We start from the raw sequence: 25,842 nt of genomic DNA, 5'->3' as shown, positions 1-25,842 counted from the left end.
TTAAAAACTTTGGACAAATGTAGCAATCTCGTCAGCCTAATTTTTAGGTTCTGGCAGGATGAGGTAGAGAGCAATTCCCAGAACAGTTGATAGAGCAACCCCTGAAATTTGCAAACCTGATAGTTGCAGGGTCAGACCACCGATACCAGATACCAGAATGACACTGGCAATCAGCAGGTTCTTTTTGTTGTCAAAATTGGTTTGCGCTTCAATCAGAATTTTCAAACCGCTGGAAGCAATTACTCCGAAGAGGGCGATGGAAATGCCTCCCAAAACTGGACTTGGAATCGATTGGAGCAGGGCAGACACTTTTCCGACAAAACTCATGATAATCGCCAATACAGCAGCACCAGCAATTACATAAACACTGTAGATTTTATTGAGCGCCATCACCCCGATATTTTCACCGTAGCTAGTCACTGGCGGAGCACCAAAGATACCCGCGATAACCTGTGCCAGACCATCTCCAGCTAAAGTCTTATCCAAACCAGGCTCTTTAAAGAAATCTTTGCCTGTTAAGCTGTTCAGTACCATTACATGCCCAAAGTGCTCTGTCATCGTTACAAAGGCAATCGGTGCCATTGTTAGGATTGCACTTGGATACAATTTAAAATCATAATCTATAAACGGAAGATTCATCGGCGGAACATGGAACCAAGAAGCTTTTGTCACGTTAGCAAAAGAGATAATCTCCTGACCTGTCACTGCTCCGACGATCAGAGCGAAGATATAGCCAACAATCAAGCCCAGCAGTACCGGAATAATACCAACGATTTTCTTACCGTAGATGTTAAATAGAATGACACAGAGGAGGGTTACCATCCCGATAGCAAAGTAGGTGATATCGTAAACCTTCTGGTCTCCAACAGTCTTATACATCACATCGCCAACGGCTGTACCCGCTAGACTCAGACCAATCACCATGATGATAGGCCCTACTACTACCGGTGGCAAAATCTTATCAATCCAGGCGTTACCTGCGAATTTCACAATGAGGGCCACGATAAAGTAGACTAGACCACCCGTGATAGCACCTTGCGCAACCGCAGCAATCCCATCTGTTTTCATTAGGATTTGCATGGCAGCGATATAAGCAAAGCTGGAACCCATATAAGCGGGGATTTTGTACTTGGTCACTGTTAAGTGGGCCAGCGTTCCTAAACCACTTGAAAACAGGGCTACCGCTGGGTCAATTCCCACCAGAATCGGAACCAACACCGTTGCACCAAACATGGCGAATAAATGCTGGAATGAAAGTCCTAAGAGTAAACCAGGTTTTGGCATATCATGGACATCGTATTTAACTTCTTGACTCATCTTGTCTCCTCCTCTACGATCAGAACTCGGTCCTGACCATCTTTTTCAGTCATTTCAACAATAATCTCTTCTCGGCGGCTCGTTGGAATATTTTTGCCAACATAGTCTGCTCGAATCGGCAGCTCACGGTGCCCACGGTCCACTAGAACAGCGAGGCTGACACGTGACGGCCGCCCATGACTGACCAGATTATCAATGGCTGCACGGATGGTTCGGCCTGTATAGAGTACATCGTCGACAAGAATCACTTCGCGGTCAGTAATCTCAACTGGAATCACTGTCGTGTCTTCCTTGACCTTGATGTCGTCTCGGAAGGGCTTTGTATCCACTTCACAAACTGGAATCTCAATTTTCTCTAGCTGAGCCAGTCTTTGCTGAATCCGCTTGGCAATGAAAACCCCTCTGGTCTTAATGCCTGCCAAAACGATTTGGCTTAAATCCTTGTTGCGCTCGATGATTTCATAGGTGATCCGCGTGATGGCACGATTCATGGTGATATCATCGACAACTTCCTTTGTCTTCATCTAAACCTCCTAAAAACATTAAAAAAGCCTCCTTTTACAAGGAGACCTCAGAAAATAGAGACAGGTTGAAACAAGACGCACTTGTCACACTCTACCTATCATTTTTACTTTGCTCCTTGCCTATCTCTCTGGATAGAATTAAAGGACTATTTAATTGTTTATAACTATACCACAATTTTAATTCCATTTCAAGAAAAAAATAAACTTTTTTCATGATAAAGCGTCATCTTTTTTCAACAAAATGAGAGTGGGACAGAAATCGGTAATTCGTTAGAATTCGATTTCGTCGTCCCACCTCCGCACAGTTGAGTAGGGCTGTAAAAGCTGATGAAATCAGCGTAGTAGAGCCCACTCAACCACTGCGTTTTGCTCGACGATCCAAAGACAATTGATATGCTAGGACTTTTGTTCCACTCTCATCTTCTATATAACTATCTAAGCTTTCTGCTTCTTTGAAAATAAGATAGATTTGATTCCGTAGAAAATATAACCAAAGACTAGATAAGCCACAAAGATAATCAAGCACATCTTTATGACATAAGGCCAACCGTGCTTATAGACATTAAGGAAAAAGTAGGGAAAGGGTTTATCCTTGGCATTCGGAATATCAATTTTCAAGAAAAAACCGTTAATAAGGGCAAAAATCATGTAAATCAGTGGAACACTTGTCCAAGAAATGGGATCAAACCAACGATACTGCCGAGTTTTATCAAATACAAGAGTATCAAAGAAAAACATGAGAGGCACAATGTAATGGCAAAGGAAATTTTCCAAACGATAAAAATCTGTCGCAATCGGAGCTAGGAGCAAGTGATAGACGACGCAGGTAATCATGATACACATGGTCACGCCGCCCTTCACGCGCAACAGTTTGGGACACTCCCAGTTATTGTCCGTCCACATCCTAAAAACAAGATAGGCGGTAAATAACAGAACCAGAAGATTAGACAAGACCGTGTAGTACATCAGCATTCCCACGCCAAGTTTAGCAATTTCCAGATAGACTCCGACAAAAGCCAAAACCAGAAGAAGAAGGCGATAAGAAAGAATTATTTTTTTATTCATAGCGCTTCTCAGATTTTCTTGACAAATTCTGACTTGAGCTTCATAGCACCAAATCCGTCAATCTTACAGTCAATATTGTGGTCGCCTTCGACGATGCGGATATTTTTCACGCGCGTTCCTTGTTTGAGATCCTTAGGGGCACCTTTGACTTTCAAGTCCTTGATTAAGGTAACTGTATCTCCATCGGCCAACTGGTTCCCGTTCGCATCAATAGCCACCGGACCAGCTTCTCCTGCTGCAACTTCTGCTGGATCCCATTCGTAGGCACATTCTGGGCAAACCAAGAGGACACCGTCTTCATAAACGTATTCTGAGTTACATTTTGGGCAATTTGGCAAATTATTCATTAAATCATTTCTCCTTATAGACGGATAGACATTCAGAAAAAGAACAGAATCTGAATGAGATCCATATTTTACCGTCTTATTATACGATATTTTATCTTATTTGACAAATAAGTCCAGAAAATCATCCTATTTCAAAAAACTTTCTTGACTTTTATGACAAAACAATGTACTATTCTAGTGTATATACAGTAGATAAAAGGAGATTATTATGAAACCAAAATCTAAAAATCAGTTTATGACACTGACCGCTTTTTTGACTGCCCTAGCCATCGTTATCCCACTGGTTATGCCGATCAAGATTGTCATTCCGCCAGCTTCCTTCACTTTAGCCAGCCACGTTGCAATCTTTCTGGCCATGTTCATCTCACCACTCATGACAGTAATTGTCGTTCTCGGCTCTACCATCGGATTTGCCATGTCCGGTCTTCCTTTCATCATCACCCTGAGAGCCCTGTCTCACCTGCTCTTCGGGACTATCGGTGCTCTTTACCTGCAAAAGCATCCTGAAACACTGGATAGTCAGAAAAAGATTTGGATTTTTAATTTCGTCCTGGCCTTGATTCATGCCTTTGGCGAGGTAGTGGTCTGCATTCTCTTTTACACAACGACAGCCTATCCAGCTAATGCCTTCTACATCTTATTCGGTTTGGTTGGATTTGGAACAATCATTCACAGTATGGTTGACTTTGTCATTGCAAAAATTGTCTATCAGGCTCTGAAAAAGATTCGCTAAACCTTGAATCTTCTAGAGATTTGATTTACAATGAAGTTATGACAAAAAAACGAAGAAATGATTTATTAGAGCTTTTAAAAGAAGCTCGACAACCTTTAAATGGACAATTTTTGGCGGAACAATTTCATGTCACTCGTCAGATTATCGTTCAGGATATTGCCCTACTGCGAGCCGATGGCACTCCCATTATCAGTACCAATAGGGGCTATCTCTATAAAGAAAGCAATCAGCCCGCTCATTTTCACAGACTTTTTAAACTCAAACACAAGGCGGACGATATTGAAGCCGAACTTTTGGCCATCGTTGATAATGGTGGACGAGTGCAAAATATCATGATTGAACATCCAGTCTATGGGGAAATCCAGACCTATCTGAAATTGACCTGCCGCCGCGATGTGCAACAATTTTTAGAGCAAATTTCAGAGAGCGATTTTCGTGCCTTATCCGAGCTAACAAATGGAATTCATTACCATTTAATCGAGGCAGATTCTCAGCAGGACTTAGACTATATCGAGGAAGCCTTAGCTACACTGGGCTTTCTGCAAGAATAAGCACAAGGATATTATTCTATATTGAACCAGTTTTGAAGAAAATTCAAGGCTGGTTTTTATATTTTGGATGAACAAGAAACTTTGTCAACTTCCTAGAAATAGGGTAAAATAAGAGAAAGAAATCTGTAGGGGGACAGAATGGCAGAAAAACCTAAATACCAAATCATCATGGATAAAATTATTAGGGACATTGACAAGGGAAGACTTACTAGAGGGCAAAAGGTTCCCTCCGTCCGCAAGCTGGCAGACCGCTACCATTGCAGCAAGGATACTGCCCAGAAGGCTCTGATTGAGCTTCGTTATCAGAAGTACATCTATGCCGTGCCTAAGAGCGGCTACTATGTCTTGGAAAATGACCAAAACAAAAAGGAAGATATTGAGCTTGCTGTGACAGACGACCGCCACCAAGCCTATGAGGACTTTCGCATTTGTGTCAATGAAACGCTGATTGGTCGAGAAAACTATCTTTTCAACTACTACTCTCAGCAAGAAGGACTGGAGGAGCTGCGACAGTCAGTTCAGCGCTTGCTCTTGGACTCCGCAGTCTACACTTCTGCAGACAATCTGATTCTGACTTCCGGTACCCAACAAGCCCTCTACATTCTCTCCCAGATTGATTTCCCCAATGGTAAAGAGACCATTCTGGTTGAGCAGCCCACCTATCATCGGATCAATGATTTACTGCTAAATCAGAAACTGTCTTATGAGACCATTGAACGTAAACCGACTGGGATTGACCTGAAAGAGTTAGAGAGGATTTTTCAGACAAGGCGGATCAAGTTTTTCTATACGATTCCCCGTTTTCACTATCCACTAGGACATTCCTACAGCCGTCAGGAAAAGGAAGAAATCCTTGCCCTTGCTGAACGTTATGATGTCTATATCGTTGAAGACGACTATCTGGCCGACTTTGATAGCAAGCGAGAACTGCCTTTTTACTATCTAGATAATAGTCAGCATGTCCTCTATATCAAGTCTTTTTCTACCAGTCTCTTTCCTGCCCTCCGCATCACGGCCTTGGCTCTACCACCTCAGATTCGAGAAACCTTTCTGTCCTATAAAATAGCGGTTGACTACGACAGCAACCTCATTATGCAAAAGGCTCTCTCCCTTTACATTGACAATCTGATGTTTGAAAAGAATCGTCTAGGCTTACTTAACCGACTGGAAACTGAAAAAAATAAGGCACGATTCCTCTTGGACTCTATTAATTTCCCTCTGCCCCACCAGTTGACAACAGATGGCGTGATTTTTGACCTCCAATCCCTCCCCTCAGTCAGCTCCCTCAAACACAGCAAGCTGCCGCTGGACTTTTTTGAAAGCAGCTACATTCAGACCTGCCCCTACCACTACGCTAAGCTACAGTTTGATGATTTAAAAGAAAATCTGGAAAAATTTAAAGACTATCTAAAAAAAGAGGGGGACAGAAATCGGTAATTCGTTAGAATTTGATTTCGTCGTCCCACCTCCGCACAGTTGAGTAGGGCTGTAAAAACTGATGAAATCAGCGTAGTAGAGCCCACTCAACCACTGCGTCTTGATCGACAATTGAGAGGCTAGGACTTTTGTCCCAGCCTCTTTTCTTTGAATTTCTCCTTGTTTATCAGGCATCCAACATCCCAGCCTGCAGCTGATACATTTTCTTATACGTCCCATTTTGTGCTAGAAGCTCTTCATGGCTACCAGACTCAATGATGCGCCCTTTATCTAAAACGTAGATGCAATTGGCATCCTGAATCGTAGACAGCCGATGGGCAATGGCAATAGTCGTTCTGCCCTGCCGCATTTTCCAGAGAGAATATTGGATCAGCTCCTCAGTTTCCGAATCGATATTGGCAGTGGCTTCGTCCAAAATCAAGATTTTAGGCTTGGTTGCGATGGTTCTGGCAAAGGCCAAAAGCTGTCGTTGGCCACTAGAAAAGGTGGAGCCACGCTCAGTAACCGGACTATCATAGCCCTGAGCTAGCTGGCTGATAAAGTCATGGGCATCGACAAAGCGAGCTGCTTCTTCGACCTCTGCTTGTGAGAGACTCTCCTGATACATGCGGATATTGGAGACAATGGTGCCATGGTAGAGGAAGGGATCCTGCAAAACAAGACCAATATTCCGTCGTAACTCTGCTTGACTGTAGTCTCTGATGTCTCTGCCATCAATAAGAATCTTGCCTTTCTCAAATTCATAAAAGCGCAGGAAAAGATTAATAATGGAGGATTTGCCCGAACCCGTTGATCCGACAAAGGCAATCGTCTCACCTTGCTTGACACTAAAGGAAATGTCCTTTAGAATCTCTCTCTTTCCGTCATAGGAAAAGCTCACATGCTGAAAGTCAATATTGTCTGCCTGAATCTCAGGTCCTTCTTCTGCTTGCTCAGGCTCAAAGTCTCGACGATCCATCAGTTCAAAAACACGCTCCGCAGCCACCATCGATGTCTGAAGAACTGAGTAATTTTGCATGACATCGATCAAGGGATTGAAAAGCTGGTTGACATACTGGATAAAGGCATACATGATACCCGCAGTCACTCCAGCTACTTGCCAGCTCAAACCAAAATAAGTCAGAATAAGAGCATAAGCCAAGATTTTCAGCAAGGACATGGCAGGGCGCAGAAAGAGGCTGTTCACGTTCAGATAGCGATTGCTAAAGTCTAGGTGTTCTCTATTGATTGCTTCAAATTCTTCTATTAACCGCTTTTCCTGGCCGAAAGCTTGGATGATCCGCATCCCTTCAATGCTCTCAGAAAGTTTGACGTTGAGGTCACTCAGTTTAGCTCGGACTTGCTTGAGCAAGCGATTGGACAGCCGCTGATACAGGATAATCGAACCAAGCATGATAGGCAAAAAGAGGACAATCAGCAGAGTCAGCCGCCAATTCAGAGCCAGCATAGTTACGATTGTCACCACCAAGATAAGCATGGAGCTGAGAAAATTTGAAAAAATACTACTAAACATATCAGCCACTGACTGAGTGTCATTGGTCAAGCGAGAAACGATAGCCCCTGCTGCAGTCTGATCAAAATAAGCCATGCCTAATTGCTGCATATTCGCAAAAGTTTCCTGCCGAAGATCACGAACAATGCTGTAAGCCACTCGTGCAAAGGCATATTGCCCCAGAAAAGTAAGGAGCACCCGCAAAAGAAAGAGTCCATAGTAAATCCCCAGCAGATAGAGCCCATTTGTGGCTGCCTCTCGGCTGACAAACTGGTCAATATAAGAACGAGCCAAGAGCGGCAAGGCCGTTGTCACCAAGGTTGTCGCAAAAATAAAAGCTAGAGCCAGCAGGCTAATCCATTTGTAGCGCCACATATAACCTAGGAGGCGTCTAAAAGTTGATTGTTTTGTCATTTTGCAGACTCCTCCTTAAAGCGTTCATATAGCTGCTGATTTTGATAGGTTTGGGCATACCAGCCCTGTGCTGCCAGAAGTTCTTGGTGATTGCCTCGCTCCTTGATACGACCATTCTCCAGCACTAAAATCAAATCCGCATGGACAATGGCTGACAGACGATGGGCAGTGATAATGGTCGTCTTGCCAGCTCGTTCCTGCTTGAGATTTTCTAAAATCACATGCTCGGTCTTGGCATCCACTGCTGACAAGGAATCATCCAAAATCAAAATTTCTGGATTGGTGATGAGGGCTCTGCTCATAGCCAAACGCTGCTTTTGACCACCAGAAAGCGAGACGCCCCGCTCACCAAGCAGCGTATCCAAACCATCCGGCATAGCCTTAATATCCTCATAAACACCACAAAGCCGGGCTGCTCGGATGACTTGCTCATCTGACAGTTGTGGATTGGCAAAGCGGATATTGTCCCGAATGGACAGGGCAAAGAGAATCTGATCCTGAGGCACATAGCCGATCAGACTTCGCAGATCCTTAAGAGCATACTCTCGGATATCGTGCCCATTCAGATAAATTGCTCCTTGCTGAATATCCTGCTCCCGCAGCAAAAGGCGTAGCAAGGTGGTCTTCCCAGATCCAGTCGGCCCAACAATCCCCAAGGTCTGCCCTTTTTCTAATGTAAAGTGAATATCCTTCAACGTCACTTCGTTCTCATAAGCAAAGTAATCTATCTCATAGTCCAGTCGACCATTTTGAATGCTGGCAAGTGGCTGCTGGGCTTCCTCGACATCCGACTCCTCAGCCAGCAAGTTCTCAATCCGTTCATAGGAAACGGCTCCCCTCTGGCTGATATTCACTAGGTAACCCATTGCCTGTAGTGGCCAAACCAGCATATCCAGATAAGTCATAAAGGTAACCAGCTCACCGACTGTAAATTGACCTTGGGAGATAAACATTCCTCCGAAAATCAGGGTCAGAACATAGGATAAGCCGACAAAAATCAGCACCATGGGGTCAAACAGAGAATTATACTTAGCAGCCAAGATGTTCTTTTGGTAGACTTCTTGGTTGATTGCTGCAAAGGACTGAGTCTCCGCATCCTGATATCCAAAGGACTTAGTTACTTTAATCCCCGCTACGCTTTCCTGAACTTTATTGTTGAGATCAGAAAAAGCCTCCTGAGCCGCTTTAAAGCTCTCGTGATTCTTCCGACCAATCAAACTGGTCCCCCAGGACAGAAAGGGCAGAGGGAGAATGGCAATCAGGGTCAGCCGCCAGTCCAAGACCAAAAACATGGTGATGAGAGTTACCAAGGCCGTAATAGAAGCATCTACTGCAGACATAACGCCACCGCCAGCCACGCTGACTACCGCATTGATATCATTGGTCGCATGAGCCATGAGGTCACCCGTTCGGTATTTTTGATAAAAACTTGGCGGCATTTGCGTAAAATGCTCAAAAAGCCGAAAGCGTAAGATGCGTCCCAGATTATTTGCTGTGCCAAAGATATAGAGCCGCCAGACATACCGCAAACCATACATGATAAAAGCGGACGAAATCAAAAGGAGAAGATTATAAGCGAGTTCTCCAGCAGTCAGACTCCGCCCAGCAATCCTGTCTATAACCTGCCCAATGACTCGTGGTGGAATCAGATTAAAAACACTGACCAGAGACAAGGCCAAGATGCCAATCATATAACGTCGCTTCTCCAGTTTAAAAAACCAGTCCAGTTTTCTGATAAGATTCATTTCGTTTCCTCATTTCAAACAAAGGACGGACAGCCCCTAATCCGACTGTCCGTTTCTCGCTATCTCTATTATACGTTATTTCATCTGAAAATGAAACTCAGGCAAACCAAGATCACTTTTTCTTGGTCAGGACAAAGCTGATATCCAGCAAATCAAAAAGGTGCTGATCCGACAATGTTCCATCCAAGGGCAGGCTGAGCCAGTATTTTTTATTCATATGAAAGGCGGGATAAATCCCTTTTTGCTGAATAAGTTCCGCAACTCGGTCATTCTTGACATTTAGGACCTCAATCAGACCACTGCGTTCCTTCTCAAACTTGGACCAGTCGGTCGTCAAAAAAGCTCCGTACCATTTCTTGCTATCCTGATGGCGAAAAACAGCGGCCCCATTAGTACTTTTACGAGAAGAATTCTCCCAGAGATACTCCAACTGTCCCTGATAAGTAGCCGCAACATAAGTGCTCAGTCGCTGACTTTGCTCATAAAGAAAGCCTACTTCCTCAAAGCAATGCTGCCGAATGTGCAGCAAAAGCTCCTGACAGGCCGCCCTGACTTGATCGACAAATTCTCCAGCCATACTTTCCATCTTGACTTGTCGGTATTCGTCACCTGTGTCCAAGTCAAGCACCTGAAAATCCAGCTCTCCATCGGAAATTAGCACATCTATCTGGAAGTCGCCTGCCATAATCTTGGTCGAATAGCTGTATTCTGCACCAGACCTGACAAAGCCATAATCCAGCAAATTTTCTTCCTTCAACCTGTATTTTTCAAATAAATCCAACATGAACTTGCCTGCTAAAATACTACTTTGGTGCCGTGCAATTGATCAACACCCAAAGTGTCAGCAATCTCAGCACGATTTTCCAGGTTGATTCCACCACCAGGTAAAATTTCTATCCGCCCTGCCGCATGCTCAATCAATTCATCCAGCCAAGCCAAATGCTCTAGAATGGACTCTGACGCTGGCCCGCCATGAGTCAAAATCCGCTTCACTCCATGTTCAACCAGCCAGTCTAACTCTCCAAACTGATATTCAGCAGGAATCGCATCAAAAGCCATATGGAAGACCACATCCAGCCCCCGAGCCGCTTCAAGCAGTCGCTCCATCTTAGGATAATCAATCTCATTATTTTCCGTTAAAACACCAAAAACAAGGCCATGGCTCCCCGCCTCACGTGCCTTCTGAATGTCCGAGAGCATTATCTCGATTTCCATATCTGAATAGACAAAATTCCCACCGCGAGGCCGAATCATGGTCATCACAGTCGCATCATAAGGCTGAACTATTCGTACTGCAGCCTCAATGACACCGTAGCTAGGCGTTGTTCCACCAACTGATAGGTTGTCACACAGCTCAACCCGCTTCGCTCCAGCCTTTAAAGCCTTATCTAGCAAGGTGACATTCTCAGCACAAAATTCATAAATCATGGCACTACCTCTTATTTACTATATTGATTTTCTACTTTTTATTATATCACAAAATTTCTCTTAACATACTCCTCTAGCATATTTGCCACTGCTTTTCTCAACAATTTTATATTAATAGCTTGCAAAAATTTTCTATTGTCTACTCTTACAAATTTTATTTTCAGCTATTTCCACTATGACCATCTTCCAAGACTTTTCAACTAGAGAATTGTTGACTTACGGATGTCTTTTGTTCAAGATTGTGCTAAAATAGACTTAATCTATAAAAACAAGGAGCTTTTATGAAATACCCTAATCTTTTAGATCGTTTCCTAACCTATGTCAAGGTCAACACACGCTCAGACGAAACATCTACTACTACACCCAGCACCCAGAGTCAGGTCGACTTTGCTAACAATGTCCTCATTCCTGAAATGAAGCGAGTTGGCTTGGAAAATGTCTACTACCTACCAAATGGCTTTGCGATTGGAACTCTACCAGCCAACGACCCAAGCTTTACTCGCAAAATTGGCTTTATTTCCCACATGGATACAGCAGATTTCAACGCAGAAAACATCCAGCCGCAGGTCATTGAGAATTATGACGGCGGTGTGATTCCGCTGGGGCAATCTGGCTTTAACTTAGATCCTGCAGACTTCGCCAGTCTCCATAAATACAAGGGCCAAACCCTGATTACGACTGACGGCACAACCCTTTTGGGAGCAGACGACAAGTCAGGTATTGCTGAAATCATGACGGCTATCGAATACCTGTCTGCCCATCCAGAAATCAAGCATGGAGAAATCCGAGTTGGCTTTGGTCCAGACGAAGAAATCGGTATCGGTGCTGATAAGTTTGACGCAGAAGACTTTGATGTAGACTTCGCCTACACAGTAGATGGCGGCCCTCTAGGAGAACTCCAGTACGAAACCTTTAGCGCTGCTGGGGCAGAATTGACCTTCCAAGGCCGCAATGTCCATCCGGGAACTGCTAAAGACCAGATGGTCAATGCTCTCCAGCTGGCTATTGACTTCCATAACCAGCTGCCAGAAGCCGACCGACCAGAGAAGACTGAGGGCTACCAAGGCTTCTACCACCTGATGAACCTGACCGGTACAGTCGAGGAAGCACAAGCCAGCTACATTGTTCGTGACTTTGAGACAGAGGCTTTTGAAAATCGCAAAGCTGCTATGCAGGCTATTGCTGATAAAATGAACCAAGAGCTGGGCAGCGAGCGCGTCATCTTGACCCTCAAAGACCAGTATTACAACATGAAGCAGGTCATTGAAAAGGACATGACACCGATCAATATCGCCAAAGCAGTCATGGAAAGTCTGGACATCCAGCCGATTATCGAGCCGATCCGTGGCGGTACTGATGGCTCAAAAATTTCCTTTATGGGAATCCCGACACCTAACCTCTTTGCTGGCGGTGAAAACATGCATGGCCGTTTCGAATATGTCAGCCTAGAAACCATGGAACGCGCTGTCGATACCATCATCGGCATTGTTTCCTATCAAGAGTAAATAAAAAAATCAGAAATTCCTTATGAATTTCTGATTTTTTTCTGCCTTTCAAAACTAAGAACTAGGCTAATAGCAACTTCTCCAAAACAAATGAGACTGGGACAAAAGTCCTAGCCTCTCAATTGTCTTTGGATTGTCGAGCAAGACGCAGTGGTTGAGTGGGCTCTACTACGCTGATTTCATCAGCTTTTACAGCCCTACTCAACTGTGCGGAGGTGAGACGACGAAATCGAATTCTAACGAATTACCGATTTCTGTCCCACTCTCAAAGTTTAGGCTGTATCTAGCCACTCTAATCGACAAAAGTCTACCTAGCATTGCTACTTTTAAGCTTCTGTACCGTTGATTACTTCTATAATCTTCTCAATAATCTCATTATCTAGATATTGTTCAAATTGAGGCAAGTATTCATAATAATTTTTATAAGTATCGGCTTCTCCTGCCAGAATTAAGGCTCTGAATCCTTGGTAGGCAACTTCAAAATTCCCTATCTTGACACCATTCTCTAACAATTCAAATGGAATCCAATAATCATAAACCGTCTCCCAGCTAAATAGACTATCCGGATTTAATTCTAAATCCTTAGCCATGTAAGCATAGGCAAAAGCAATGTGATGCTGGCATTTTTCTCTATACAATTTAGCTAATTCAGACCATGCTTCAGCACGATTAGGATTGATCTGGATAGCTTTTTCCAAATACTCTCGACCTTCAAAAGCTTTCCCTTCATTTTCATAAATTTGTGCTATTTCTAGACAAGAATAATAAGCTTCCTCTGACCATCCATCCGTCATATCTGCCCGCTTTTTGAACCAAGGAAGCGCCTCGTGATTTAAGCCTGCACCACGGTATGATCTCCCGCAGTAAAAAGTATATCTAGGCTCTAAATCAGGGTCTTGGTTATTATGAACAGCATTTGCAAGTAAAGTTGCATCATTAAAATATTTAGCACCGTCTAGGCTTCGTGCACCTCTAGTTCTTGCAATGACTGAATAAGGTCCGACAAGATTTCCATAAGTGGCACCCTCAGGCAATTCAATAAATTCATGCACGACCCCTCGCCAATAGACTTCTGGCCTATTTTTAAAAATGGCTACGCGACGAAATGAAAGAGTTCCGCTCTCATCTGAAAAATTAAGATAATAGGCATCTGCTTCCAGATCAGTAGAAATTTTTAAATTCCCTTCAATCCTGTCATCTGCATCAAAGGTAAGAACATAGTCTCCCTTTCCTCTTGCATGGTCTAAGGCAACATTTCTATTGTGCGCAAAGTTCTGCCATTCATCTTTATACAACTCTCCCGGAATCCCAACTTCACTAAAAAAGTTCAAAATGAGGTTTTCCGTTCCATCTGTGGATCCAGTGTCAGAAATGACCCAGTAGTCAAAAGTAATCGAATTGACTAAATTTTGGAGCGTTTCCAAAATTATATGGGCTTCATTTTTTACAATCATATTCAATACAATTGATGACATTCAATTCCTCCAAAACATTAATACAACAAAACTAGAGGCTAATAGAATTTACAATTCTAATAGCCTCTGTTTTACTCTAAACTTGATATTCCTTAAAGTTTACAAAGGGAATATCTTAGAGTTCTTCTTCTTTTCGCTTAGAAACACCTAAGGCAGCTAGAAGTGCAGCAGATAGAAGGCCTGCACCCACAACACCTACTTCAGGGTTGCTATTGTCACCAGTATTAGGAAGTGTTCCTGACTTAGCTACTACTTTGGTTGTTCCTGCAGGTTTTGTTGGCTTAGCCGGAACTGTTGGATCGGTTGGAACTACTGGTTTTATTGGTTTAGTAGGACCAGTTGGAACTACTGGTTTTGTTGGGCCGGTTGGACCGGTTGGCCGGTTGGACCAGTTGGACCGGTTGGACCAGTTGGGCCGGTTGGACCTGTAGGACCGGTTGGGCCAGTTGGACCAGTTGGACCGGTTGGACCGGTTGGACCAGTTGGACCGGTTACACCCTTGCCATCTTTACCGTCCTTACCATCTTTTCCATCTTTACCATCTTTTCCGTCTTTGCCATCTTTGCCGTCTTTACCATCCTTGCCATCTTTACCATTTCTGATAATTGTAGAAGATGTTACTTCATCAGGATCAACCTTACCATTATTATTCTTATCAATTCCAACAAGAATAGTAACAGTGCCATCTCCATTTTCAACGATAGTTACAAGAGAGCTTTGACCATCTTTTCCGTCTTTGCCGTCCTTACCATCTTTTCCGTCTTTTCCATCTTTGACGATTGTAGCAGAGGTTACTTCTTCTGGATCAAGCTTACCATTGCCATTTGTATCAAATCCGATCTTAATGGTGTGTGTTCCATTTTGATTGTCAACTACTTCAGCCAATGGTGTCTTACCATCTTTTCCGTCTTTGACGATAGTCGTTGAGGTTACTTCACTTGGATCAAGTTTACCGTCGCTGTTCTTATCAAGACCGACCTTAACAGTATGCGTACCGTCGTTGTTGTTAACTACTTCAGTTAATGATGATTTACCATCTTTACCATCCGCACCAGTTGCACCAGTTGCACCGGTCGCTCCTGTAGCACCAGTTGCACCATCTTTAACGATCGTTGTTGAAGTCACTTCGCTTGGATCAAGTTTACCATCACCATTCTTATCGATTCCAATTTTAACAGTATGAGTACCGTCGTGGTTATCAACTACTTCAGTTAATGATGATTTACCATCTTCACCTTTATCGCCCTTAGCTCCGGTCGCTCCTGTAGCACCGGTTGCGCCAGCTTTACCATCCTTACCATCTTTGATGATAGTTGAAGATGTTACTTCGTCCGGATCCAACTGACCGTTATTGTTCTTATCGAGTCCGACTTGAACAGTGTGAGTGCCATCGTTATTGTCTACAACCTTAGCCAATGATGGCTTACCATCCGCTCCGGTTGCGCCTGTAGCACCAGTTGCGCCGTCTTTAACGATAGTCGTTGACGTTACTTCACTTGGATCAAGTTTACCGTCGCCGTTCTTATCGATACCAACCTTAACAGTATGAGTACCGTCGTGGTTATCAACTACTTCCGTTAATGATGATTTACCATCTTTACCATCCGCACCAGTTGCACCTGTAGCACCAGTTGCACCGTCTTTAACGATGGTAGATGAGGTTACTTCATCTGAATCCAACTGACCATTACCGTTCTTATCAAGACCGACTTGAACAGTATGGGTGCCGTCGTTATTGTCTACAACCTTAGTCAATGATGGCTTACCATCTTCACCTTTGGCACCTGTTGCACCTGTTGCGCCAGCTTTTCCATCCTTACCATCTTTGATGATTGTTGAAGATGTTACTTCGTCTGGATCAAGTTCACCATTACCGTTCTTATCGAGACCGACTTGAACTGTGTGGGTACCATTGTTGTTATCGACAACTTTAGCTAATGGAGATTTACCATCCTTACCGTCTTTAACGATAGTAGATGATGTTACTTCATCTGGATCCAACTGGCCATTGCCGTTCTTATCAAGACCAACTTTAACAGTATGAGTGCCATCGTTGTTGTCTACGACTTGAGCCAATGACGGCTTACCATCTTCACCTTTTGTCTCCGGTCGCTCCGGTCGCTCCTGTAGCTCCTGTTGCGCCTGTAGCTCCGGTTTCACCTTTATCACCCTTAGCTCCATTGGCCCCAGTTGCGCCAGCTTTTCCATCTTTGATGATTGTTGAAGATGTTACTTCGTCTGGATCCAACTGACCGTTGCCGTTCTTATCAAGACCAACTTTAACAGTGTGAGTACCGTTGTTATTATCGACAACTTTAGCTAGTGGAGACTTACCATCCTTACCGTCTTTAATGATAGTAGATGATGTTACTTCATCTGGATCCAACTGGCCATTGCCGTTCTTGTCGAGACCGACTTTAACAGTATGAGTGCCATCGTTATTGTCTACGACTTGGGCTAATGATGGCTTACCATCTTCACCTTTGGCACCTGTTGCGCCTGTAGCTCCAGTTTCACCTTTATCGCCTTTAGCTCCGGTCGCGCCTGTAGCTCCGGTTTCACCTTTATCACCCTTAGCTCCGGTTGCTCCTGTGGCACCAGCTTTTCCATCCTTACCATCTTTGATGATAGTTGAAGATGTCACTTCATCTGGATCAAGCTCACCGTTACCATTCTTATCAAGACCGACTTGAACTGTGTGTGTGCCATTATTGTTGTCAACAACCTTAGCCAATGGAGATTTACCATCTTTTCCGTCTTTAACGATGGTTGAAGAAGTTACTTCATCTGGATCCAACTGACCGTTGCCGTTATTATCAAGTCCGACTTTAACAGTATGTGTGCCGTCGTTGTTGTCTACGACTTGAGCCAATGATGGCTTACCATCTGCTCCTTTTGCCCCTGTAGCTCCTGTGGCACCAGTTGCACCAGCTTTTCCATCCTTGCCATCTTTGATGATTGTTGAAGATGTCACTTCGTCTGGATCCAACTGACCGTTGCCGTTCTTATCAAGACCAACTTTAACAGTATGCGTACCGTCGTTGTTGTCTACGACTTGCGCCAATGATGGCTTACCATCTTCGCCTTTAGCTCCGGTCGCGCCTGTAGCACCTGTAGCACCAGCTTTTCCATCCTTACCATCTTTGATGATTGTAGATGATGTTACTTCGTCTGGATCAAGCTCACCATTTCCGTTCTTATCGAGACCGACTTGAACAGTATGAGTACCGTTATTGTTATCGACAACTTTAGCTAGTGGAGATTTACCATCCTTACCGTCTTTAACGATGGTAGATGAGGTTACTTCGTCTGGATCGAGCTGGCCGTTATTGTTCTTATCAAGACCAACTTTAACAGTGTGAGTACCGTCGTTGTTGTCTACGACTTGCGCCAATGACGGCTTGCCATCTTCACCTTTGGCACCAGTTGCGCCGGTGGCTCCAGTTTCACCTCTATCACCCTTAGCTCCGGTTGCTCCTGTGGCGCCAGTTGCACCAGCTTTTCCATCCTTACCATCTTTGATGATAGTTGAAGATGTTACTTCGTCTGGATCAAGTTCACCATTACCGTTCTTATCGAGACCGACTTGAACTGTGTGGGTACCGTTGTTATTATCGACTACTTTAGCTAATGGAGATTTACCATCTTTTCCGTCTTTAACGATAGTAGATGATGTTACTTCATCTGGATCCAACTGACCATTGCCGTTCTTATCAAGACCAACTTTAACAGTGTGAGTACCGTCGTTGTTGTCTACGACTTGAGCCAATGACGGCTTACCATCTTCACCTTTAGCTCCGGTCGCGCCTGTAGCTCCGGTAGCACCTGTTGCTCCGGTTTCACCTTTATCACCCTTAGCTCCAGTGGCACCAGTGGCACCAGCTTTTCCATCCTTACCATCTTTGATGATTGTTGAAGATGTCACTTCATCTGGATCAAGCTCGCCATTACCGTTCTTATCAAGACCGACTTGAACTGTGTGGGTACCGTTGTTATTATCGACAACTTTAGCTAGTGGAGACTTACCATCCTTACCGTCTTTGACGATGGTAGATGAGGTTACTTCATCTGGATCCAACTGACCGTTGCCGTTCTTATCAAGACCGACTTTAACAGTATGAGTACCGTCGTTATTGTCTACGACTTGCGCCAATGATGGCTTGCCATCTTCACCTTTAGCTCCGGTCGCGCCTGTAGCACCAGCTTTTCCATCCTTACCATCTTTGATGATAGTTGAAGATGTCACTTCATCTGGATCCAACTCGCCATTACCGTTCTTATCAAGACCGACTTGAACAGTATGGGTACCATTGTTGTTATCGACTACTTTAGCTAGTGGAGACTTACCATCCTTACCGTCCTTGACGATTGTAGATGAGGTTACTTCGTCTGGATCGAGCTGGCCGTTGCCGTTCTTATCAAGACCAACTTTAACAGTATGTGTGCCGTCGTTGTTGTCTACGACTTGAGCCAATGATGGCTTACCATCTTCACCTTTAGCTCCGGTCGCGCCTGTAGCACCTGTTGCGCCCTTATCGCCTTTTGGTCCTGCTGCGCCGGTCGCGCCTGTAGCGCCAGTTGCGCCTTTGTCACCTTTCGGGCCTGCTGCGCCGGTCGCTCCAGTTGCGCCTGTAGCACCCTTATCACCTTTTGGTCCTGCTGCACCGGTGGCTCCTGTAGCGCCTGTAGCACCCTTATCACCTTTTGGTCCTGCTGCACCGGTGGCTCCAGTTGCTCCAGTTGCGCCTTTATCGCCTTTTGGTCCTGCTGCACCGGTTGCACCTGTGGCTCCAGTTGCGCCTTTATCACCCTTAGGCCCAGTTGGTCCCGCATTACGTTTGACAACCATGATGGTATCTACAGGATCAACGTAATTGTGTCCTTTAAATCCTCTTACAGTTCCACCATTTTTAAGTGTCTCAAGTTCTTGAGCTGTAAACTTAGGATTTGGTACGTCATTTAGGTTTTCTGGTTTTGGTCCTACAACAATAACCTGTCCGTCTTTACCTTGTTGGTAAACAATCTGAGAACCAGTTTGATTATCAAAGGCGCGTTTTTGATCTGGAGTGGCATTCTCATAATCTACGACTCTGACATTATGTGGAATATCCATGACAAATCTGTCATAAGATTTTTCTGGTTCTGGTGCTGGAACTTCATTGACATATGCTGCAGGAGTATAAGTCAAATTAGGGTTAGTTACGACGTTATTCGCTTTTACGTTGGTATTAAATGAGAACCATTGGCGAATTGGACGTGGCCAGTGCTGACCAGGGTTAGTGGTAGCAATATCAAAGCTCAATGATGTACCACTTGTAACTTTTGCAGCACCCGCTCCCCAGAATTCATTTGGATTACCTTGTTGGTCCCATTGATATTCAGTTTGGCCTTTATAAGAGTTGTTCTTACCATTTGCATAGTACCAACCATTTGCCTGTGGAACGATAGAAGAACCTACAATTTGTACATTCTGCATATTTGAGCTCAAATTACCATAAATTTCAGCGTAAATATCATTCCCGTGGTGGTTACGTGAAGCGAAAGAAACAACACCTGGTGTTCTGCCAAAGTCTACCTTGGTGCCATCCGCATAATAGAATTCCCATTCCATATGCAATTGGTTACCAGTTCCTTTACGATCATAGCTGGATCCATTCCAAACTGTCATAGTTGGGTCTTTATGGATAGCCATGACCATACTATCATCATAAGCAGAACTCTTCTTAGGCGTATATCTAGCAATAGCTTTCGTAATAGGTCGACCACCTGCAAATGAGTTGTGCAAGGTGTACTCTACTGTTGTAGTTCTACCAACTTGCGTATGAACCATGTAGTAAGCATCTGTTTGATCCTTGATGATTCGCTCTGCTGCCGGTTGGCTTGTATCGGCTCTAGTGATAACTGCATTCGGTTGAGTAGTTGTCCCGTCTCGCCACTCACTGTAGCTTCGACTATCCAAAGCTTCACGAACATATTGATTTCGAGATGTGAGCGTACTGTCTTTGACAAACCAGTCTCCTTGTGCCAGCCTAATCTTAGCTGTTGCATTTGGCTCATCAGAGAAAACGAGGTTTTGAGGAGCAATTTGTTGCAAGCTTCCTTCTCTACCTGTTAATTGTTGAGCTCTTTGTTTAGCCGTCAAGTAATCAGAGATTTTTTTATTCATTGCCTGAGCTTCAGCATTTTGAAGATCAGCTGCTTGACGTTCTAATCTGCGTCTTTCTTCGTCAGTTGTTGCGGTTCCAAAATTTCTAAGCTGGTTCGGTGTAACTGGCAAGTTCTCTGACGCTGCTCTATCCAGCTGAGTTTTCAAGGCATTAGCTTGAACTGTAGCTAGATTACCATCTTGAGTAACAGTATAGTCAGATCCTTGGCGAGCAGCACCAGTATTTCGGAATCCTGATGTACCACTAACACTTCTGAATCCTGATGTGCCTGAACGCTTAGGTTGTGTGGCTGCATTAGTTTCAGAACTTGCTGTTTTTGCTTCTATTTTCTCTTCTTTTGGCTCAGCCTTTTCTTCTGCTTTAGCTTCTTTCGGAGCACTTGTTTCTTCTGACTTTTCGTCTTTTGAAACAGCTGCTTCTTCTGCTTTAGCTACTTCTTCAGTGCTAGGCGCAGCTTGTTCCTTAGCTTCAGTTGCTTGAACACCTGCACTTACTGACGCAGCATTCTTTTCAGGCTCGGCTTGCGCTTCAGTTGCCGGTTTCTCAGACTCTTTTTCATCTGAAACTCTAGCAGCTTCTGCTACTTGAGGTGCTTGGTCTTGTGCAGAAGGACTAACTTCTTGTGCACTTGCAACTCCCCCTCCTAGAAAGAAAATACTTGATCCTAGAAAAACAGAACATGCTCCCCATGCTCTCGTCTTACGAATCGTAAAACGTTGCCTTTCTATCTTCTTCCAGTCTTGTCCCATGTATTGGAACCCTCCTTATTATTCTAAAATTGTCACTCTCCCAAGTGTACCATATAAGTAGGATTTAAGCAATGATAATCCCCTGTTTTTTCTCTATCATTTTTACCAAAATGCCTAAATTTGGAGTATTCTTATTTCAAAACATGTACTAAGATATACAAGCGTCTTCTATGCCTTTTGAGACAAAATTTCTGTCCATTTTTAACTTCAATATTTATTTGATTCTTCAAGTTATATAAAAATCCTGAAAATATATTTCAGGATGCTAATATGCTATATACCATCAAAGAAAAACTTTTTTAGGTTTGTAATATTCTTCTCTTTTCTCTAAAATGGCAATGAGCTTGCCTTTATGAAAAGCTGCTAAGATATTCTCGGCATTTTCAATGAGAATAAAACGACCGTGGCGCACTTCTTCGAGCTGTTCTTCCGTTAGTTCAATCTTTGGTAGATCACCTGTCCCCAACTCCAGAGGCTGTAGAAAGGAGAAATCCTCCGTTGATACTCGCTCCGCTATTTCATCCAAGGTCAAAGCATCATCCAAGCTCATACCTGCTGAAGAAGTCCTTGTTAGCTGGGACATGTGACTGGCAAAGCCCAGCTTAGCTCCTAAATCAACAGACAGAGTTCGGACATAGGTCCCCTTGCTGCACTTGACTCGAAAGCGAAAACGGGCTTGTTCATCTTCATAGGAAATCGGACTGGTACGCTCGAAACTATAGATGGTAACCTGCCGCTCTGGCCGCTCCACTTCTTGACCCGCTCTTGCATACTCATAAAGCTTGCGGCCATTTACCTTGACTGCAGAGTACATGGGCGGAGTCTGGCGAATCTCACCAGTCATGGACTCCATCACTTGATCGATGAGAGCCTCTTCTAAAAGTTCCGTCACTGGCGTCCGCTCAAGGACGTCTCCACTAGCATCCTCTGTCGTTGTTGAGCAGCCCAGAGTAATTTCACCTTCGTAAACTTTGCCTTCCTCCTGCATGAACTCGACTAAGCGCGTCGCCTTGCCCACAGCAATCGGAAGTACCCCGACTACATCTGGATCCAAGGTACCCCCGTGGCCAATTTTCTTCGTTCCTAAAATCTTGCGCAGCTTAAATACCGCATCATGCGAGGTCATGCCCGCTTCTTTTCTTAAGTTGATAATTCCGTTCATTCTTTACTCATTATTTTCTAAATTCATTGCAAAACCAGTTGTTACTTTCTCAAAGCCATAGTTTTCGTAAAATTGATAAGCAGCCTGTCTAACATCCGTCAGGCTACTGTTCAAAGCCAATGCCTTGGCACCATTCTCTGTCGCCAACTTCTTTACTTTATCCATAAGCGCTGTCGCAACTCCTTCCCGTCTAGCAGTTGGGCTGACTGACAGTGCCAAAATCCTATAATATGAGTCGCTTGTCTCAAAAAACTGAAGCTTGACATAGCCGATAAATCCAAGAAGCTGAGATTCTTTCTCAGCAACCAAGCAACCGTAAGCTGGATTAGCAAGAATATTCTTAAGCCTACTTTGCAGTTCATCTTTATCTACTGGATAGCCTAAGGCTTCATAGAGAGGAAGAAGTTTCTCCATGTCCGTCTCATTTACCTTTCGAATCTTGACAGTCATATTATTTTCCTTTAAGTGCCTCAAACTTAGCTTTCATAGTAGGATTTTTGCGCGTCAGTTTTTTGACAGAGACATCGTTCAATCATTATATTATAACTTATGAATTTAAGTCATTAACAATTCTTTGCAGCTCCTCAATCTCTGGTGGAGGACAATTTTTCTGTTTTTGAATATTTTGTAATACATTAATTCTCTCTTCTAAAGACAACAAAGGAAGAATATTTTTTATAGTCTCTAAATAGAAAAGATCATTTTCTAATTTATCATTCTCAAGTAACACAAAAAAATAATTTTTAATCAAATCGAATTTTTTAGAATCTTCTTGTTTTAGAATATAACTAATCATACGTAAAGATAATTTATATTTATATTTGGATATAAAATCATTGAACTCCTTAATAAACAAAGCTAGTCTATCTTTATTAAGATTATCTCTATAAAATAAATTAGAAATTGTTTCTAAGTAGTTTGCTGTTGAGTCGTGTTTGAACAATTCTTGTAACCATTGTTTAGAATATCTAAATTCATACTCTGATGTAAAAATGATGTTTATCATTTGACTAAAGTTATTCTTTGATAAAGAAAATGAATCAATAGTTGGATCTACACTCTCTAAAGCAACTAGATAAACTCTATCAAGAATTTGATTGTCTTTAATGTTTTCTTTTAAAATATTTTCAACAACACCCTTGAATATATTTGCAACCTTTGCATAAATCACCTTATGAGAGTAGCTAAACCCTAAAAATGTATGATAGGTTACATTAATTGTTTTAGGATCGTATTCATTTAACAAAATGCCTTGAGAAAGTTCTTTATACTCAGGATCCTCTATAGAATCTATTTTCTGAATAATTCCAGGTTTATAATTTGAGTGATTATCAAATAATGATATCAAACATTGCAAATATAATCCCATTTCACTATTTATATAGTGAAACATATCTAATTGCTCATTGTCATCTCTTAAAGCCGAAAGTTTATTTACATCAATACTAAGTAATTTTTCAAAAATTAATTCTTCATCATTTTGTTGTGTTATATAGTATTTAAAGAATTTTCGATCACTTTCATCAAAACTCTCACAATTAAATTTTTCTAAATATTTTTCCCTAACGAAATTTCTTAATTCTGCCTCCATTTCGGAAGTAGTGATAATTTCTACATAAAGTCTCTTATATTTTAGATATAAATCTTCAATATGATTTTCTAGCAAATTAGAAACTTTTCTAGATAGTTCATTTGATTCTTTTAAAACACTAATCAAGAAATCTTCAGTTTCGCTTATAGTCTTTTCTTCAAAAACGAAGAACCTTTTTGTTCATTTTTTGCGTTAACTAATACCTTTAATAATTTAGGTCCATCATACTCTACAAGATTTTCTTGAGTTAAAAATGAAAACTGTGAAACAAAGCCTCCCTCCATCGAAGATATCCAATTTCGATAAGGCTCCTCTGGAATTTCTAAATTTTCAGTTATAATAATTCTTTTGTGTTTATGAATAAATGCATTTAATTCTTCTCCAAAGTGGATGTCAGAAAAATCAATATTATTTATTAATTTAGTTACTAGCTTCAAATTTAAACCATCTTCATTGTCAATTTGAACAAGTAGCCTTTGAACCAATCTAGTACTTAATAATTTTTCAGGAACACCTTCTAAAAATTCTTTACCTTCTACTAACAATTTTTTTGATTTTATAAGTTTATACAATAATTCAATGTTATTGTGTTCTAAGATTTCTTTTAAAGTATAGTAACGAAAAATTGATGATGCATTAAAAATTTCAGTCAATCTTTCAATACACTCTGGTACAAGGTTGATTGTTATCTTGCTCTCATCTTCAATATATAAATAGCTATTCTGTTGTACAAAAGTATCTACAAACCAGTATCCCAAAAGAGTTTTATCTTGATTAAAACTGGAGTTAATAACATTACTATCTTTTGCAATAATTCTTCTCAGTTCATTTAATTGCTTACTGTCGAAAATTTTCTCTTCCTTAGCTTTCTTATAGATAATGTACAAATCATTTATAAAACAACTTTGATTTCCTTTAGAAATAATATCATAGATACTTTTCCAATCATTATTACTTAACTTTTCAATATTTTTAACAATAAACTTCCAAAATATAGAGAATGAGCTTGACTCAATTGCCTTTATAGTTTCTCCCTGTAATACACCGCTCAACAATAATTCATTTAGAGTATCATTATTATTTTCAATAACTTTATCCAAAAGAGAATTAAGATACTTAAAATCACCACAAATGCTATCTAATGATTTATTGTAATCTTCTTGTTTTAATGAGGGATTTAAAAGATTATTCCACTCTTTGTAAAACTCGTGTGTTCCTAATTTTTTATCAATACTTGAAACAAGTTTTTTGATAAAATTTGGCAAGTCACTAAACTCATTTCCGTACCATATAATCTGAGTATGATTTTCTGAATTAAAAAAAATCTTCAGCAATTTTTTTATAATGCTCATCAACTTTTGGGTTACCTGTATGTTCTGATTTCATTAATGCATAATTATGACTACCTTCACGAAGTAATGATAAAATTTCATCTTCTTCAAGACCAGCACCAATAAATAGTACTGTTGGTTTTGCCTCCTCAAACCAACTTACTAAACCATCAAAATTATTCCTATCTCTCAAATACACTTTTGAATAATCTGCTGATGAACTAACAAAATACTTAACGTCACAATCAGGGGTACCATGAATATGTAGAACATCTCCAAGTTTTAACTTACCTTTTTTACTATTCTTAAATTCATTTAAATCATTGATTGTTATTACAGTATTTTTTAAACGTCTAGCATGGTTTTCAATCTCATAATCATAATTTGAAGTTATAAATATTGCGTTTAGGCTTGCTAAAGATTCCAATGTCTGATTAATCAACGAATATGGAAGTAAATTCTTGAAATACCCTTTTTCAAAGTCTAACCGTCTTTTTTCAAAGTCTTCACCAAAAACATTTTTTAATTCATAGTTAACTAAATCAACTTTGCGTTTATTAGTAATATCAGATTTACTAATTAAATCAAAAATCAAATGGTGTTCTCTGCCAAGTTTTTTTTCACTACTTTCGGCTAAAACCTGCCCCTGCCAATATTTAATAAGATGTTCTATATAATTATTCTAGTTGGGATATCCTTGTGAAATAGAAACTCCAGCACCAACAAAAATAACTAATTTTTGTTGGTTTATAGCTTCCGTCAAATCATTTACTAGCTTTTCATAATATATAGTATTTTCCATAAATTCT

The 25,842-nt window shown here is 41.8% G+C and carries 18 protein-coding genes and 2 pseudogenes; 4 read left to right on the top strand and 16 right to left on the bottom strand.

Going from position 1 to position 25,842, the window contains the following annotated elements; all coding sequences use genetic code 11:
- Positions 1-36 precede the first annotated feature (36 nt).
- The 4 genes from I872_RS03745 to I872_RS03730 form a co-directional block, all read right to left on the bottom strand.
- On the bottom strand, positions 37-1,317 hold the full coding sequence (locus tag I872_RS03745; RefSeq protein ID WP_015604818.1) for a uracil-xanthine permease family protein: 1,281 nt from the start codon (positions 1,315-1,317) through the stop codon (positions 37-39).
- Entirely contained in the window at positions 1,314-1,841 is a 528-nt protein-coding gene (gene pyrR / locus I872_RS03740; protein WP_015604817.1) for a bifunctional pyr operon transcriptional regulator/uracil phosphoribosyltransferase PyrR, read from the bottom strand. Before pyrR ends, I872_RS03745 begins: the two co-directional genes overlap by 4 nt.
- Positions 1,842-2,276: 435 nt before the next feature.
- Positions 2,277-2,906, bottom strand: a complete 630-nt coding sequence (locus I872_RS03735; protein ID WP_015604816.1) for a Pr6Pr family membrane protein — start codon at positions 2,904-2,906, stop codon at positions 2,277-2,279.
- 8 nt (positions 2,907-2,914) lie between these two features.
- On the bottom strand, positions 2,915-3,253 hold the full coding sequence (locus tag I872_RS03730; RefSeq protein WP_005590197.1) for a zinc ribbon domain-containing protein YjdM: 339 nt from the start codon (positions 3,251-3,253) through the stop codon (positions 2,915-2,917).
- 208 nt (positions 3,254-3,461) lie between these two features.
- Between I872_RS03730 and I872_RS03725 the strand changes: the two genes are divergently transcribed.
- The 3 genes from I872_RS03725 to I872_RS03715 all read left to right on the top strand — a co-directional run bounded on the left by I872_RS03725 (position 3,462) and on the right by I872_RS03715 (position 5,974).
- Positions 3,462-3,986 carry an ECF transporter S component gene (locus I872_RS03725; protein WP_015604815.1) on the top strand — a complete coding sequence of 175 codons (525 nt, stop codon included), beginning with the start codon at positions 3,462-3,464 and terminating at the stop codon, positions 3,984-3,986.
- Between the two features lie 38 nt (positions 3,987-4,024).
- Entirely contained in the window at positions 4,025-4,537 is a 513-nt protein-coding gene (locus tag I872_RS03720) for a transcription repressor NadR (protein ID WP_015604814.1), read from the top strand.
- Between the two features lie 138 nt (positions 4,538-4,675).
- Complete coding sequence (locus I872_RS03715) at positions 4,676-5,974, top strand: aminotransferase-like domain-containing protein (RefSeq protein ID WP_015604813.1); 1,299 nt, start codon at positions 4,676-4,678, stop codon at positions 5,972-5,974.
- 166 nt (positions 5,975-6,140) lie between these two features.
- Here the strand turns inward: I872_RS03715 and I872_RS03710 are convergent, their stop codons facing one another.
- The 4 genes from I872_RS03710 to I872_RS03695 all read right to left on the bottom strand — a co-directional run bounded on the left by I872_RS03710 (position 6,141) and on the right by I872_RS03695 (position 11,053).
- A complete protein-coding gene (locus tag I872_RS03710; RefSeq protein WP_015604812.1) occupies positions 6,141-7,880 on the bottom strand; it encodes an ABC transporter ATP-binding protein in 1,740 nt (579 codons plus the stop codon).
- Entirely contained in the window at positions 7,877-9,625 is a 1,749-nt protein-coding gene (locus tag I872_RS03705) for an ABC transporter ATP-binding protein (RefSeq protein WP_015604811.1), read from the bottom strand. The genes I872_RS03710 and I872_RS03705 overlap by 4 nt, the downstream gene beginning before the upstream one ends.
- Positions 9,626-9,737: 112 nt before the next feature.
- A complete protein-coding gene (locus tag I872_RS03700; protein ID WP_015604810.1) occupies positions 9,738-10,409 on the bottom strand; it encodes an MmcQ/YjbR family DNA-binding protein in 672 nt (223 codons plus the stop codon).
- 11 nt (positions 10,410-10,420) lie between these two features.
- Complete coding sequence (locus tag I872_RS03695) at positions 10,421-11,053, bottom strand: copper homeostasis protein CutC (protein ID WP_015604809.1); 633 nt, start codon at positions 11,051-11,053, stop codon at positions 10,421-10,423.
- Positions 11,054-11,334: 281 nt separating this feature from the next.
- Between I872_RS03695 and pepT the strand changes: the two genes are divergently transcribed.
- Positions 11,335-12,558, top strand: coding sequence for a peptidase T (gene pepT / locus I872_RS03690; protein ID WP_015604808.1), 1,224 nt, complete (start codon positions 11,335-11,337; stop codon positions 12,556-12,558).
- Positions 12,559-12,884: 326 nt separating this feature from the next.
- On the opposite strand, the gene I872_RS03685 is transcribed toward pepT, so the two are convergent.
- From I872_RS03685 to I872_RS12190, 8 genes and pseudogenes are all read right to left on the bottom strand, one after another.
- A complete protein-coding gene (locus I872_RS03685; protein ID WP_231913992.1) occupies positions 12,885-14,012 on the bottom strand; it encodes a glycosyltransferase in 1,128 nt (375 codons plus the stop codon).
- Positions 14,013-14,148: 136 nt separating this feature from the next.
- Positions 14,149-14,223: a hypothetical protein gene (locus tag I872_RS12485; protein WP_231089366.1), complete on the bottom strand. Its 75-nt coding sequence runs from the start codon at positions 14,221-14,223 to the stop codon at positions 14,149-14,151.
- 155 nt (positions 14,224-14,378) lie between these two features.
- Entirely contained in the window at positions 14,379-16,193 is a 1,815-nt protein-coding gene (locus tag I872_RS12065; RefSeq protein ID WP_272912033.1) for a collagen-flanked surface repeat-containing protein, read from the bottom strand.
- Positions 16,126-20,949, bottom strand: a complete 4,824-nt coding sequence (locus I872_RS12370) for a collagen-flanked surface repeat-containing protein (RefSeq protein WP_015604805.1) — start codon at positions 20,947-20,949, stop codon at positions 16,126-16,128. Before I872_RS12370 ends, I872_RS12065 begins: the two co-directional genes overlap by 68 nt.
- Before the next feature lie 283 nt (positions 20,950-21,232).
- Positions 21,233-22,111 carry a tRNA pseudouridine(55) synthase TruB gene (gene truB, locus I872_RS03665; protein WP_015604804.1) on the bottom strand — a complete coding sequence of 293 codons (879 nt, stop codon included), beginning with the start codon at positions 22,109-22,111 and terminating at the stop codon, positions 21,233-21,235.
- 3 nt (positions 22,112-22,114) lie between these two features.
- Positions 22,115-22,561: a GNAT family N-acetyltransferase gene (locus tag I872_RS03660; RefSeq protein WP_015604803.1), complete on the bottom strand. Its 447-nt coding sequence runs from the start codon at positions 22,559-22,561 to the stop codon at positions 22,115-22,117.
- A 1-nt stretch (position 22,562) separates the two neighbouring features.
- Positions 22,563-22,643, bottom strand: a pseudogene (locus I872_RS12480) (DUF2130 domain-containing protein); the annotation flags it as partial.
- A 15-nt stretch (positions 22,644-22,658) separates the two neighbouring features.
- Positions 22,659-25,835, bottom strand: a pseudogene (locus I872_RS12190) (SIR2 family protein).
- Positions 25,836-25,842 lie beyond the last annotated feature (7 nt).

This window comes from Streptococcus cristatus AS 1.3089 (assembly GCF_000385925.1).
GTDB classification, from domain to species: Bacteria; Bacillota; Bacilli; order Lactobacillales; family Streptococcaceae; genus Streptococcus; species Streptococcus cristatus_B.
Note: the sequence above shows the minus strand (reverse complement) of the source record. Positions and strands in the feature narration are given on the sequence as shown.

Excerpts from the sequence above, each read along its gene's own strand:
- I872_RS03745 (WP_015604818.1), bottom strand. The coding sequence starts at position 1,317 with ATGAGTCAAGAAGTTAAATACGATGTCCATGATATGCCAAAACCTGGT.
- pyrR (WP_015604817.1), bottom strand. The coding sequence starts at position 1,841 with ATGAAGACAAAGGAAGTTGTCGATGATATCACCATGAATCGTGCCATC.
- I872_RS03735 (WP_015604816.1), bottom strand. The coding sequence starts at position 2,906 with ATGAATAAAAAAATAATTCTTTCTTATCGCCTTCTTCTTCTGGTTTTG.
- I872_RS03730 (WP_005590197.1), bottom strand. The coding sequence starts at position 3,253 with ATGAATAATTTGCCAAATTGCCCAAAATGTAACTCAGAATACGTTTAT.
- I872_RS03725 (WP_015604815.1), top strand. The coding sequence starts at position 3,462 with ATGAAACCAAAATCTAAAAATCAGTTTATGACACTGACCGCTTTTTTG.
- I872_RS03720 (WP_015604814.1), top strand. The coding sequence starts at position 4,025 with ATGACAAAAAAACGAAGAAATGATTTATTAGAGCTTTTAAAAGAAGCT.
- I872_RS03715 (WP_015604813.1), top strand. The coding sequence starts at position 4,676 with ATGGCAGAAAAACCTAAATACCAAATCATCATGGATAAAATTATTAGG.
- I872_RS03710 (WP_015604812.1), bottom strand. The coding sequence starts at position 7,880 with ATGACAAAACAATCAACTTTTAGACGCCTCCTAGGTTATATGTGGCGC.
- I872_RS03705 (WP_015604811.1), bottom strand. The coding sequence starts at position 9,625 with ATGAATCTTATCAGAAAACTGGACTGGTTTTTTAAACTGGAGAAGCGA.
- I872_RS03700 (WP_015604810.1), bottom strand. The coding sequence starts at position 10,409 with ATGTTGGATTTATTTGAAAAATACAGGTTGAAGGAAGAAAATTTGCTG.
- I872_RS03695 (WP_015604809.1), bottom strand. The coding sequence starts at position 11,053 with ATGATTTATGAATTTTGTGCTGAGAATGTCACCTTGCTAGATAAGGCT.
- pepT (WP_015604808.1), top strand. The coding sequence starts at position 11,335 with ATGAAATACCCTAATCTTTTAGATCGTTTCCTAACCTATGTCAAGGTC.
- I872_RS03685 (WP_231913992.1), bottom strand. The coding sequence starts at position 14,012 with ATGATTGTAAAAAATGAAGCCCATATAATTTTGGAAACGCTCCAAAAT.
- I872_RS12370 (WP_015604805.1), bottom strand. The coding sequence starts at position 20,949 with ATGGGACAAGACTGGAAGAAGATAGAAAGGCAACGTTTTACGATTCGT.
- truB (WP_015604804.1), bottom strand. The coding sequence starts at position 22,111 with ATGAACGGAATTATCAACTTAAGAAAAGAAGCGGGCATGACCTCGCAT.
- I872_RS03660 (WP_015604803.1), bottom strand. The coding sequence starts at position 22,561 with ATGACTGTCAAGATTCGAAAGGTAAATGAGACGGACATGGAGAAACTT.